Genomic DNA, 12,670 nt, shown 5'->3' on the forward strand with positions numbered 1-12,670 from the left:
GCTCCTCGCTCTCGGGAAAGCGCGCGCGATTTCTACGGATGTATCGCCTCTGGGCAAGAGAATGGCGCGAAAGGTACTTCGTGTCTACCTTTAGAAGCAACTTCGTCCCGCGCGACGCCCGATACGGTGGAATGGGCGGGGCGAAAAGGACGCCTTGCCCACCAATGGAGGACTCATGACGGCCCAGGCCCCTCTCAGCGTCTCCGATCTCGACGCCGCGATCGCCGCGGGTGACATCGACACCGTCATCGTCGCGTTCGCCGACGCCCAGGGCAGGCTCGTCGGCAAGCGGGTATCGGCGCGGCTCTTCCAGGAGGAGGTGCTGCCGCACGGTGCGGAGGCGTGCAACTACCTGCTGTCGGTGGACGTCGATATGAACACCGTCGACGGCTACGCGATGTCGAGCTGGGAGACCGGCTACGGCGACATGATGCTGCGGCCCGACGTCTCCACCCTCCGACGCATTCCGTGGCTGCCCGGATCCGCGATGGTCATGGCCGATCTCACGTGGGAGAACGGCGATCCGGTGGTGCAGTCGCCGCGCGACATCCTGAACCGCCAGCGCGAGCGGCTCGCCGACCGCGGTCTCGTGGCCTTCTCCGGGACGGAGCTCGAGTTCATCGTCTTCGACGACACGTATCGGGATGCCTGGGCCAAGGGCTATCGCGATCTCACACCGTCCACCGACTACAACGTCGACTACGACCTGCTCGCCTCGGGCCGCCTCGAACCTCTCCTGCGCGACATCCGCCTGTCGATGGACGGGGCAGGCCTCTACACCGAGGGTGTCAAGGGCGAGTGCAACCTGGGCCAGCAGGAGATCGCGTTCCGGTTCGCCGAGGTGCAGCAGACGGCGGACCAGCACGCGATCTATAAGAACGGCGCGAAGGCGATCGCCGGACATCACGGCAAGTCGCTCACGTTCATGGCCAAGTTCAACGAGCGGGAGGGCAACAGCTGCCACATCCACCTGTCGGTGCGCTCGGCGACGGGGGACCCCGTGATGGCCGGCGACGGCGCGCACGGCTTCAGCCCGCTCATGGAGCACTGGATCGCCGGCGTCCTGGCGACTCTCCGGGAGTTCACGCTGCTCTACGCGCCCAACATCAACTCGTACAAGCGCTTCGCGAAGGGCTCGTTCGCCCCGACCGGCGTCGCGTGGGGCGTCGACAACCGCACGTGCGCGCTGCGGGTGGTCGGCCACGGCTCGTCGCTGCGCGTCGAGAACCGCGTGCCGGGCGGCGACGTCAACCCGTACCTCGGCATCGCCGCCATCATCGCGGGAGGCCTCCACGGCATCGAGCACGAACTGCCCCTGCCCGACCGGCTGGAGGGCAATGCCTATACGGCCGGCGTCGACCACCTGCCGACCACGTTGCGCGAGGCGGCGCAGCTCTTCGACGAATCGGCCATCGCCCGGGCGGCGTTCGGCGACGACATGGTCGACCACTACCTGAACCAGGCGCGCATCGAGGTCGAGACCTACGACGCCGCCGTGACCGACTGGGAGAGGGTCCGTGGCTTCGAACGCCTCTGAAGGACGCAAGCCCGTGATCGGTCTGACGACCTACCTCGAGCAGGCGAAGCAGGGCGTGTGGGACGTCCGTGCGGCGTTCCTCCCGCAGGTCTACTTCGACTCCGTGACGGCGTCGGGCGGTGTGGCCGTGCTGCTGCCGCCGCAGCCGGACCCCGAGATCGCCGCCGAAGCTGTGCTGAACGGGCTCGACGGCCTGATCCTCACCGGAGGGCTCGACGTGCAGCCGGAGCTCTATGGGGCAGAGCGGCATCCGCGCACCGACGCTCCGCGTCCGGATCGCGACGCCTGGGAGCTCGCGCTGTTCCGAGGCGCGGAGCAGCGCCGGCTTCCGGTGCTCGCGATCTGCCGCGGCCTGCAGCTCGTGAACGTCGCGCGCGGAGGCACACTGCATCAGCATCTGCCTGAGGCGCTCGGCACCGAACGATTCCGTGTCGGCGGGGGCATCTTCGCGACGAACGACGTCATCGTCGACGAAGGGTCGCGTCTGGCGGAGCTCGTCGGACCCGGTGCGCTCGAGGTGCACAGCTACCACCACCAGGGCGTCGACCGCCTCGGCGAAGGACTCGTCGCGACAGCCCACACCGACGGACTCGTGCAGGCGTTCGAGTCGGACGGCGAGGGCTACGTGCTCGGCGTGCAGTGGCACCCCGAGCAGAACCAGGAGGACCGTCGGCTGTTCGCGGGGCTCGTGGCCGAGGCATCCGTCTATGCATCGCGAGGAGTGCCGAGCGCATGAGCGTGTTCACCGTCATCAACCCGGCGACCGCGCTGCCGATCCGTGAGGTCGCTCGCGCGAGCGTGGACCAGACGGATGCTGCGATCTCGCGGGCCGTCGTCGCGCAGCGTTCGTGGGCGTCGCTGCCGCCGGTCGCGCGCGCCGACGCGCTGCGGTCGTTCGCGCGGGTGGTCGAGGCGCACATCGAGGAGCTGGCGCAGCTGGAGGTGCTGAACTCGGGTCACCCGATCGGCTCGGCGCGCTGGGAGGCGTCGCACGTCGCACAGGTGCTGAACTTCTACGCCGGGGCGCCCGAGCGGCTGTCGGGGCAGCAGATCCCGGTCGCCGGCGGGCTCGACGTGACGTTCCACGAGCCGTACGGGGTCGTGGGCATCATCGTGCCGTGGAACTTCCCGATGACGATCGCGTCATGGGGGTTCGCGCCGGCGCTCGCCGCGGGCAACGCCGTCGTGCTGAAGCCCGCCGAGCTGACTCCGCTCACGGCGATCCGGCTGGGGGAGCTCGCGCTTCTCGCCGGATTGCCCGAGGGGCTGTTCGAGGTCGTCACCGGGTCGGGCTCGGTCGTCGGGCAGCGGTTCGTCTCGCACCCGGATGTGCGCAAGGTCGTCTTCACCGGCTCGACCTCGGTGGGGACGGATGTCGCGGCCGGCTGTGCGCGCGAGCTCAAGCCCGTCACCCTGGAGCTCGGCGGCAAGAGCGCCAACATCGTGTTCGCCGACGCCGACCTCGAGAAGGCGGCGGCATCGGCACCGGGTGCGGTGTTCGACAACGCCGGGCAGGACTGCTGCGCCCGCAGCCGCATCCTGGTCGAGCGATCGGTGTACGACCGGTTCCTCGAGCTGCTCGAGCCCGCGGTGCAGGCCTGGCGCGTCGGCGACCCCGCGGACGAGGCGACAGAGATGGGCCCGCTGATCTCGGCCTCGCATCGCTCGACCGTCGAAGGGTTCCTCGATGGTGCGGACGTCGCGTTCCGTGGGTCCGCGCCGTCCGGTGACGGCTTCTGGTTCGCGCCCACGGTGGTGCTGGCGGACCCCGCCGACCGCATCGCGCGCGAGGAGGTCTTCGGACCCGTCGTCGCGGTGCTGCCGTTCGAGGACGAAGCCGGAGCGATCCGTCTCGCGAACGACACGATCTACGGTCTCGCCGGCTCGATCTGGACGGAGAACCTCGGCCGTGCCGTACGCGTCTCGCGGGGTGTGAAGAGCGGCGTGCTGTCGGTCAACTCGCACTCCTCGGTGCGGTACTGGACCCCGTTCGGCGGCATGAAGGCTTCGGGGCTCGGCCGCGAGCTCGGCCCCGACGCCGCCGAGCACTTCACCGAGACCAAGAACGTCTTCTTCGCGACGGACGCCTCGTGATCGCATTCACCACCGTTGCGATGTCCGGACTTCGCGGCCTGCGGGGCGCGGAATCCTGCAAAGTCCGGACTTCGCACGGCTGAAATGGAAGGGAACAGCATGGATCTGACCCAGCGGCTCAAGGACCGGGTGGCCGTCATCACGGGCGGGGCATCCGGCATCGGCCTCGCGACCGCACGGCGGTTCGCCGCCGAGGGCGCACGCGTCGTGATCGCCGACCTCGACCCCGCGACGGGCGAGCGTGCTGCCGCCGAGGTGGACGGCCTGTTCAGGCTCGTGGACGTCGCGGACGAGGCATCCGTCAACATGCTCTTCGACTCGGTCGCGGGCGACCTCGGGCGCCTCGACATCGCCTTCAACAACGCCGGCATCTCACCCGCCGACGACGACTCGATCGAGACGACCGAGCTGCCGGCCTGGGATCGCGTGCAGGACGTCAACCTCAAGAGCGTGTACCTGTGCTCGCGCGCGGCGCTGCGGCACATGGTGCCGGCCGGCACGGGCTCGATCATCAACACCGCCTCGTTCGTGGCGCTGCTCGGTTCGGCGACGTCGCAGATCTCGTACACCGCGTCCAAGGGTGGCGTGCTCGCCATGACCCGCGAACTCGGCGTGCAGTTCGCGCGGCAGGGCGTGCGCGTGAACGCACTGTGCCCGGGTCCGGTGAACACCCCGCTGCTGCAGGAGCTCTTCGCGAAGGACCCCGAGCGCGCGCAGCGCCGGCTCGTGCACGTGCCGATGGGCCGCTTCGCCGAACCCGAGGAGCTCGCGGCGGCGGTCGCCTTCCTCGCGTCGGACGACGCGTCGTTCATCACCGCGAGCACGTTCGTCGTCGACGGCGGCATCACCAATGCCTACGTCACCCCGCTGTAAGGTCTCGCCATGACCGATGCCCCGCTGCAGGAGGTGCGCAAGGCCGTCTACCGGCCGGTGCGCGAGGGCAACGCGCTCGAAGACACCGTCGCGCGTCTGGTGCAGACGATCCGGCTCGGCGTCGTCGCGCCGGGGGAGTCGCTCCCGTCCGAGCGCGAGCTCGCCGTGCTCTACGCCGTGAGCCGCGACACGGTGCGCGAGGCGATCCGTGAGCTCGCCGACACCGGCTACCTCGTGCGGCGCCGGGGCCGCTACGGCGGCACGTTCGTCGCGGACCCGCTGCCGCAGCCGCCGCACCCCCGCGACGTCACGGCCGCCGAGCTCGAGGACGTCCTCGGCCTTCGCCGCGTGCTCGAGGCGGGCGCGGCGCGCGCCGCCGCCGGACGCACGCTCGACGCCGCCGCCCGCGACGAGCTGTGGGCTCGCTACGAGGTCGTGGCCGAGGCATCCGAAGTCGACTATCGCCGGCTCGACACCCTGCTCCACCTGACGATCGCCGAGCTCGCCGCCATCCCGTCGCTCGTCGCGCTCGCCGCCGAGAATCGCGCGCGCGTGAACGAGTGGCTCGACACGTTCCCGTTGCTGCCGCGCAACATCGAGCACTCCAACGTGCAGCACGAGCGCATCGTGACGGCGATCCTCGCGGGGCGACCGGATGCTGCGGAAGCCGCGATCCTCGAACACCTCGCCGGCTCGGAGGCCCTGTTGCGCGGCTTCCTCGCCTGACTGACCGCCGCGTCACCACTGCGTCGGGCGATTACGCTGGACAGGTGGCAGGCAAGAAGCGCGTGAAGAAGGCCGCAGCGGCGGACTTCCGCAATCCTCAGCTCGGCGACGCGCTCCAGACGCAGGACATGGCAGCGGTCGCCTTCGCGCTGCGTCACGGCCCCACCGTCGTGCCGCTGATGCGGCCCGGGCACCGCGACAACCCGCTGGATGTCGGCGAGGTGTGGACCTACCGCGACGCGAAGACCGGCGACATCGCGCTGCTGCTGTTCAGCGACGCCGCCCACAAGCCCGAGACGCTGCCGCCGGGCGTCGCGCTGCAATCGCCGACGTGGCTGCGCGCCTTCCTCGGCGCGCACGAGGACGAGATCACCACTGTCTTCTTCGACATCGCGGGGCCCCACCCGCTGCAGGCCTCGCCCGCCGACCTGATCGCCGCCCTCGACGCCTGACCGCGGTCGGGACGCGACGTCCCCGCCCTCCTGACCAAGTGCCCTCGTTCGACGACCCGGCGACACTCCGGGCGACAGGTTTGCGTCGCCGGGGACGACGGGGCAGACTCGCCGGGTGGAATTCCTGCTCGTCGGAATCGTGTGCGCGGCCGGCCTCGTGATCCCCATCGTGCTCGGGTACGTCGACCCTGGGCGTCGACGCCGGCCTCGCGGACGCTGAGCCGACCGGCCGGGATCAGAACTCCGGGATGTCTTCTCCGGGTCGGCCTTTCGAGCGCACCCGCACGTCGCTGACGGCGCCGCCCAGCGAGCCGGAGCGGTGGTCGATGACGTCGCGATAACCGAGTCGCGCGCCCTCGCTCCGTCGCTGAGCCGCCTGCGTGACGGGCCGCACCTCGCCGGCCAGGCTCAGCTCGCCGACCACGGCGATGTGTCGGGGAATCGTCCAGCCCTCGACCGCGCTGGCGACGGCGAGCGCGATCGCGAGGTCGGCCGCAGGCTCGGCGAACCTCACACCGCCGACGGTCGAGACGTAGACGTCCTGATCCGAGGTCTTGATCTTCATCCGCTTCTCGAGCACCGCGAGCACCGTCGCGACGCGCGCCGCATCGACGCCGTTCACGATCCGGCGCGGGTTGCCCGACTTGCTGTCGATCGTGAGGGCTTGCACCTCGACCGGCAGCGCGCGGCGGCCCTCGAGCGCGATCGACACGCACGTGCCCGGCTCGGTGCTGCCGTGCCCCAGGAACAGGGCGCTGGGGTCGGGCACCTCGGCGATGCCGGCGCCGGTCATGTCGAAGCACCCGACCTCGTCCGTCGGCCCGAAGCGGTTCTTGAGCGCGCGCACGAACCGGAGCGACGTCTGCCGGTCGCCCTCGAACTGGCACACCACATCGACCAGGTGCTCGAGGATGCGCGGACCCGCGATCGAGCCGTCCTTCGTGACGTGGCCGACGATGATCGTCGGCAGCCCGCGATCCTTCGCGACCCGGATGAGCGTCGCGGCGACCTCGCGCACCTGCGACGGATGCCCCGCCATGCCCTCCGACATCGCGGACGACACCGTCTGCACCGAGTCGACGATGAGCAGGTCGGGCGCCACATCGTCGACGTGCCCGAGGATCGTCGCGAGGTCGGTCTCGCTCGCGAGGTACAGCTCGTCATGGAGGGCGCCGGTTCGTTCGGCCCGCAGCCGAACCTGAGCGGTCGACTCCTCTGCCGAAGCGTAGAGAACGCGCCGCCCCGCCTGGGCGGACTGCGCGGCGACCTCGAGCAGCAGGGTCGATTTGCCGACGCCCGGCTCGCCCGAGAGCAGGATCGCAGCCCCGGGCACCAGACCTCCGCCGAGGACGCGGTCGAACTCGCCGACGCCCGTGGTGCGCCGCGGGGCGTCGGACGTGTCGATGCGCGTGATCGGCTGCGCCGCGCGCCCCGCACCGGGGGAGACCGGCGTCACGGAGCGGAGGATGCCGGTCTGCTCGGCGGCCTCGACCACGGTGCCCCACTGCTGGCACTCGCCGCAGCGCCCGACCCACTTGAGCGTGGTCCAGCCGCACTCGGTGCACCGGTAGGGGGCTGTCTGCGTCGGGCGTCGGGCAGCGGGCATGCGATGAGCCTACGTCCGGCCCGCGACATCGCCGCCGAGCCCCGCTGCGTATGGCGGGACGGATGCTGCGGCCCGCGGCATCCGTCCTCGTCCTGAGTCGGTCCGCTCAGCCGCGCAGCGAGTCGGCCACCTGCTTCAGTGCGTCGGCGGAGGCGTGGAACAGCTCGAGCTCCTGGTGGTCGAACTGCGTCTCGCGGATCGGCACGGCACCGGCCGCGCTCACGACCGAGGGCACCGACAGCGCCACGCCGTCGACGCCGTGGAAGTCGCGCAGCACCGGCGAGACGGGCATGACCGCGCGCTCATCGCCCAGGATGGCCTCGATGATGCGCGCGCTCGACAGGCCGATCGCGTAGTTCGTCGCCCCCTTGCCCTGGATCACCTTGTAGGCGGCGTCTCGCACGTCGATGGCGATCTGGTCGAGCTCCTCGACGGACAGGCGGTCGCCGCCGGGCGTGACCCATTCGAGGATCGGAACGGTGCCGATGGTCGCCTTCGACCACAGCGGGAACTCGGTGTCGCCGTGTTCGCCGACGATGTACGCGTGCACGCTCGAGGTCGAGACGCCCGCGCGCTCGGCGAGCTTCCAGCGCAGCCGCGACGTGTCGAGCACGGTGCCCGAGGCGAAGATGCGCTCGGGCGGCAGGCCGGTCTCCTCCTGCGCGAGGACCGTGAGCACGTCGCAGGGGTTCGTGACGATGACGTAGACCGCGTCGGGCGCGACGCTGAGCAGCTGCGGCATCATCTTCTTCATGATCCCGGCGTTCACGCCGGCGAGCTCGATGCGCGTCTGGCCCGGGTTCTGCTTGGCGCCCGCTGTGATCACGACCACGTGCGAACCCTCGACCACCGACAGATCGCTGCCGCCGATGATGTCGCTCGTGCCCGTGAACTGCGTGCCGTGTGCGAGGTCGAGCACCTCGGCCTCGACCTTCTGGGTGGCGATGTCGTAGAGGGCGACGTGGCGGGCGGAACCGCGGATGAGCGCGGCATACGCGGCGCTCGAGCCGACGCTGCCGGCTCCGACGATGGTGACTTTCGAGTTCTCGATGACGGCCATGCGGCCAGTCTTGCAGTGTGCCCGTGCCTCGGGCCAGCGTGGATCGCCGGGTCTATGCATCCTTGGGTGGGCGCTCGGGATTGCGGATCCCGAAGAACGAGGTGATCCCGCCGGCGATCATGAGCACGGCCGTGACGATGGCCGACCGGTGGAAGCCGTCGAGGTCGAGCGCGCCGCCGACGATGGTGGCGAGCAGGGCGATGGCGATCAGTCCTGCGACCCGCGCCACCGCGTTGTTGACGGCGGAGGCGATGCCCGAGCGCTCGGGGCCGATCGCCCCGAGGATCGCCGAGGTGAGCGGAGCCACCGTGAGCGCGAGGCCCGCGCCCATCACGATCATGCTCGGCAGCACCTGCCACCAATAGGAGAAGTCCGTGCCGACGGTGAGCAGGAGTAGAGCGCCGATCCCCATCGTGATCGGTCCGACAGTCATGAAGAACCGCGGACCCCACCTCCCGCTGAGCGCTCCGGCACGCGAGCTGAAGAGGATCATCAGGATCGTCATCGGCAGGCTCGCGAGCCCCGCCAGCGTCGCGGAGAGTCCGGCGCCCTCCTGCAGGTACACGACCACGACGAGTCCGTTGAGTGCCAGCGCCCCGTAGATGAAGGTCGTCGCGACGTTGCCGGTCCAGAAGTTGCGCACCCGGAACAGATCGAGCGGCAGGATCGGATGCCGCACCGTGCGCTGCCGCAGCACGAACGCGACGAACAGCACCGCGCCGAGGGCGAGCGGCACCCAGATCGCGGGGGATCCCCAGCCCTGGTCCGGCTGCTCGATGAGGGCGTAGACCATGCCGCCGAGACCGAAGGTGCACAGGGCCGCGCCGATCCAGTCGATCGAGGAATCGGGATGCCGGGTGTCGTGGAAGCCGCCGCGCGCCAGCAGCATGAGCGTGACGCCGATCGGCACGACATTGATGAGGAACGCCCAGCGCCACGACACGAAGTCGACCAGGATGCCGCCGATCAGCGGACCGACGATCATCGCCGAGGTCGTCATCGCCGTCCAGATGCCGATGGCGCGGCTCTGGGCGGAGCCTGTGAAGTTCGATGTGATCAGCGCCAGCGAGCTCGGCACGAGGAACGCACCGGCCGCGCCCTGGAGCCCCCGTGCGACGATGAGGAACTCCGCGGTCGGAGCCGCGGCGATCGCGAGGGAGGCGATGCCGAACCCGATGAGCCCGATGCGCAGCACCAGCACGCGCCCATACGCGTCGCTCACCGATCCTGCGACGAGGATGAGCGCGCCGAGCGTGATGAGGTAGGCGTCGACCACCCACTGCTGCGTGGTGATGCCGCCGCCGAGCTCGTCGCTGATCGCCGGCAGGGCGACGTTCACGATCGTGCCGTCGAGGAAGGCCACGAACGACGCGAGCACCGCGATCCACAGCACGTACCGCTGCGTCGTGGTCATGCGGCCCGTGACGGATGTCGGCGCCTCGCCCGGGTGCTCGTCGGTCACGATTCCCACGCTAGACCGACACGGCGACACGGCGGCCGTCGCTTCTGCTCGATGCTGCCGGCGGAGGGGGGAAGGCGCCGATTCGCAGCATCCGCCGACGTGTCGTAAGCTTGTCGGCGGTGACGTGTCCGAGCGGCCGAAGGTGCAACTCTCGAAAAGTTGTGTAGGGTAACCCCCTACCGTGGGTTCAAATCCCACCGTCACCGCCATTGAAACCCACTCAAGCTGATCAGTCTGATCGACTTGAGTGGGTTTCGCTTTGTGCGGATGCGACCTCGGACGTCGGGGTGACGGCGCCGGCCGCTTTGCACACAGCGCGCCCGTGCGCCAGGCTGATCGAAGGCGTGACCCCACGGCTCGAACTCCTTACGGAAAGCAGAATGATGGCCCGCTCACCCCAGGAAGCTTCACCTGCCACTGTTGCCGCTCTCGCTGCAGCGCGGGAACGCTATCCGCTGGACGATGTGCAGGACTTCACGGATGTTGCGCGTGGCCTGATCGCACCTCTGCCCGAATCAGTGCTCGGCGATGACGGTCATGTGATCTTCGACCTGCACGCGATGGACTACATCGACGGAGACGCGCCGGATTCGGTCGATGCGAGTCTGTGGCGGCAGTCGAAGCTGATCCGCCAGGGTGGCCTGTTCAAGGTGGTTGACGGCGTCTACCAGGTGCGTGGCAACGACATCGCGCAGCTCACCGTCGTCGAGGGCGTCGACGGGCTCATCGTGATCGACTGCATGGCCGGGGTCGAAAGTGCTCGCCAGGGCATGGCGCTGATCCGCGAGCACGTCAGCGACAAACCTGTCGCCGGGGTGATCTACACCCATACCCATATCGACCACTACGGCGGTGTGAAGGGCGTGGTCTCGGAAGAGGATGTGCGGTCGGGCAAGGTGCCCATTCTCGCGCCGGGAACCATCGCTTCGTTCGACAAGTTCGCCATCGGCGAGAACGTCGTCGCCGGCAACGCGATGGCCCGACGCGCGCAGTACGCATTCGGTGGACTGCTGGAGCATGGCCCGCACGGGTTCGTCAGCTGCGGGATCGGCACGCTCACCACGAAGAACCCGACCGTCTCCTATATCTCACCGACTGACGGCATCCGCACGACGGGGGAGAAGCGCACCATCGCGGGCATCGAGTTCGAGTTCCTCTATGCCCCCGACACGGAGGCGCCGGAGGAGATGCACATCTGGATCCCGGAGCTGAAGGCTCTGACCACGGCGGAGAACGCCAACCACTCGCTCCACAACATCCAGACACTCCGCGGCGCGCGAACGCGGGATGCCCGCAACTTCGCCCGCTACCTCGACGAAACACTGGAGCGCTGGGGCGATGAGGCCGAGGTGCACTACGGACCGCACACCTGGCCGGTCTGGGGCAATGCCGATGTCACCGCATTGATCGCCTCGCAACGGGATGCGTACAAGTACATCCACGACCAGGCGCTCCGTCTCGCGAATCAGGGGTACACGCCTCTGGAGGCTGCGGAGGAGATCCGCCTGCCGGACGAGCTCGACCGCAAGTGGTTCAACCACGGCTACCACGGCACCGTGCATCACGACGTGCGCGCAGTCTTCACGAAGGAGCTCGGCATGTGGGATGGCGACCCCGTGTCGCTGCATCCGCACCCGCCTGTGGAATCCGCGAAGCGATACATAGCCTTCATCGGCCGCGACAAGGTTCTGGAAGAGGGCAAGCGTGCATTCGAAGCTGCCGACTACCGGTGGGCGGTGGAGATCCTGCACAAGCTCGTCTTCGCCGACCCGGGCGACGTCGAGGCGCGGGATCTGCAGGCCGATGCGTATGAGCAGCTCGGCTTCCAGGCGGAGGGTCCGCAGTGGCGCGGGATCTTCCTCACGGCCGCTCGAGAGCTTCGCGAAGGGATTCAGCCGACCGCGTTCACAACGGCCAGCGAGGACACTCTGCTCGGGATGCCGATCGACATCCTGTTCGACTTCGCCGCCGTGCACGTGAACGGCCCGAAGGCGGCGGATGCTGACATCCGGATCAATCTGGACTTCACCGACAGCGCCGAACAGTGGAATCTCTGGATCGCGCGGGGCGTGCTCAACGCGCGGCGAGGGCACTCGACCGATGCCCCCCTCACCGTGAGCGCACCGAAGCCCCTGATGGTCGGCGTGCTTCTCAAACCGAGCGTCGCACCGCAGCTCGCCGCGGGCGGGAAGATCGCGCTCCACGGCGACACCGATCAGCTTGTCGAACTCGCCGCAGTATTGGACGACTTCGATCCGGCCTTCCCGATCGTCACGCCATAGAGCGCATCGCGTCCTCTGTGTGTGGCAACGCAATCCGACATCGACGCTGATCCACATCCTTCCGCGCTGATCGATGCGGATGCCTGAACCCGCCTGAATCAACGTGAACCGACCCATCTGATCGTTCCGGATGTCGGGGTCTGTGAGTTCACATCCCACCGTCAGCCCCATCTTCACCAGATCAGCCCTGTTACGTGCAGGGCTGATCTGCGTGTGGGACAGGTTCGATCGCGACGGAATCGGGCCCTCGGGGAGGTCTCCGCAGGGGGCGAGCAGCCGTGCAGAGCGTCGATTTGTGCGAACCCGCATTCACGGGGTAGAGTCTTCTTGTTCGCCCCAAAGGGTAGAGCGGAAGGCCTCAGGGTCTGGCTCCCCTCAAGCAGCGAACCGCCCCCATCACCTCCAAGACGCTCTGCGTGCTGGACGATGGGTTTCCCGCTCGAAGAGCTCCGGTCGGTCTGACGGATGGCTTCGATGGGATAAGATAGTGAAGTTGCCCTGCGGTGATGGCTGTGAAGCTGGAATGCGGGTGCGTCCGATCTTTGAGAACTCAACAGCGTGCACTTGTCAAATGCCAA

General features: G+C 68.8%; 10 protein-coding genes and 1 tRNA gene. 8 read left to right on the forward strand and 3 right to left on the reverse strand.

Annotated elements, in window-relative coordinates; all coding sequences use genetic code 11:
* Positions 1-175: 175 nt before the first annotated feature.
* The 6 genes from Q9R33_RS19380 to Q9R33_RS19405 all read left to right on the forward strand — a co-directional run bounded on the left by Q9R33_RS19380 (position 176) and on the right by Q9R33_RS19405 (position 5,682).
* Positions 176-1,537, forward strand: coding sequence for a glutamine synthetase family protein (locus Q9R33_RS19380; protein ID WP_056372478.1), 1,362 nt, complete (start codon positions 176-178; stop codon positions 1,535-1,537).
* The gene (locus Q9R33_RS19385; protein WP_056372475.1) at positions 1,518-2,273 is read left to right on the forward strand and encodes a gamma-glutamyl-gamma-aminobutyrate hydrolase family protein; all 756 of its coding nucleotides are present in this window, start codon (positions 1,518-1,520) and stop codon (positions 2,271-2,273) included. The genes Q9R33_RS19380 and Q9R33_RS19385 overlap by 20 nt, the downstream gene beginning before the upstream one ends.
* Positions 2,270-3,631, forward strand: a complete 1,362-nt coding sequence (locus Q9R33_RS19390; protein ID WP_311294808.1) for an aldehyde dehydrogenase family protein — start codon at positions 2,270-2,272, stop codon at positions 3,629-3,631. Before Q9R33_RS19385 ends, Q9R33_RS19390 begins: the two co-directional genes overlap by 4 nt.
* Before the next feature lie 99 nt (positions 3,632-3,730).
* Complete coding sequence (locus Q9R33_RS19395) at positions 3,731-4,504, forward strand: 3-oxoacyl-ACP reductase (protein WP_056372472.1); 774 nt, start codon at positions 3,731-3,733, stop codon at positions 4,502-4,504.
* Between the two features lie 9 nt (positions 4,505-4,513).
* Positions 4,514-5,230 (forward strand): GntR family transcriptional regulator, encoded by a 717-nt coding sequence (locus Q9R33_RS19400; RefSeq protein ID WP_311294809.1) that lies wholly within the window; start codon positions 4,514-4,516, stop codon positions 5,228-5,230.
* A gap of 44 nt (positions 5,231-5,274) precedes the next feature.
* Entirely contained in the window at positions 5,275-5,682 is a 408-nt protein-coding gene (locus Q9R33_RS19405) for a hypothetical protein (protein WP_056372468.1), read from the forward strand.
* 235 nt (positions 5,683-5,917) lie between these two features.
* Here the strand turns inward: Q9R33_RS19405 and radA are convergent, their stop codons facing one another.
* From radA to Q9R33_RS19420, 3 genes are all read right to left on the reverse strand, one after another.
* Complete coding sequence (gene radA / locus Q9R33_RS19410; protein ID WP_056372466.1) at positions 5,918-7,288, reverse strand: DNA repair protein RadA; 1,371 nt, start codon at positions 7,286-7,288, stop codon at positions 5,918-5,920.
* Positions 7,289-7,394: 106 nt separating this feature from the next.
* Positions 7,395-8,348: an L-lactate dehydrogenase gene (locus Q9R33_RS19415; RefSeq protein ID WP_056372453.1), complete on the reverse strand. Its 954-nt coding sequence runs from the start codon at positions 8,346-8,348 to the stop codon at positions 7,395-7,397.
* Positions 8,349-8,400: 52 nt separating this feature from the next.
* On the reverse strand, positions 8,401-9,762 hold the full coding sequence (locus Q9R33_RS19420; protein ID WP_311294812.1) for an MFS transporter: 1,362 nt from the start codon (positions 9,760-9,762) through the stop codon (positions 8,401-8,403).
* 166 nt (positions 9,763-9,928) lie between these two features.
* Here Q9R33_RS19420 and Q9R33_RS19425 point away from each other — a divergent pair.
* Together Q9R33_RS19425 and Q9R33_RS19430 are read left to right on the forward strand one after the other, a co-directional pair.
* Positions 9,929-10,019 (forward strand) — tRNA-Ser (locus Q9R33_RS19425).
* Positions 10,020-10,154: 135 nt separating this feature from the next.
* Entirely contained in the window at positions 10,155-12,092 is a 1,938-nt protein-coding gene (locus tag Q9R33_RS19430; RefSeq protein WP_311294810.1) for an alkyl sulfatase dimerization domain-containing protein, read from the forward strand.
* The last annotated feature ends 578 nt before the right edge of the window (positions 12,093-12,670 follow it).

Source organism: Microbacterium sp. PRC9, assembly GCF_031844125.1.
Classification (GTDB): Bacteria; Actinomycetota; Actinomycetes; order Actinomycetales; family Microbacteriaceae; genus Microbacterium.

Excerpts from the sequence above, each read along its gene's own strand:
- Q9R33_RS19380 (WP_056372478.1), top strand. The coding sequence starts at position 176 with ATGACGGCCCAGGCCCCTCTCAGCGTCTCCGATCTCGACGCCGCGATC.
- Q9R33_RS19390 (WP_311294808.1), top strand. The coding sequence starts at position 2,270 with ATGAGCGTGTTCACCGTCATCAACCCGGCGACCGCGCTGCCGATCCGT.
- Q9R33_RS19395 (WP_056372472.1), top strand. The coding sequence starts at position 3,731 with ATGGATCTGACCCAGCGGCTCAAGGACCGGGTGGCCGTCATCACGGGC.
- Q9R33_RS19400 (WP_311294809.1), top strand. The coding sequence starts at position 4,514 with ATGACCGATGCCCCGCTGCAGGAGGTGCGCAAGGCCGTCTACCGGCCG.
- radA (WP_056372466.1), bottom strand. The coding sequence starts at position 7,288 with ATGCCCGCTGCCCGACGCCCGACGCAGACAGCCCCCTACCGGTGCACC.
- Q9R33_RS19415 (WP_056372453.1), bottom strand. The coding sequence starts at position 8,348 with ATGGCCGTCATCGAGAACTCGAAAGTCACCATCGTCGGAGCCGGCAGC.
- Q9R33_RS19420 (WP_311294812.1), bottom strand. The coding sequence starts at position 9,762 with ATGACCACGACGCAGCGGTACGTGCTGTGGATCGCGGTGCTCGCGTCG.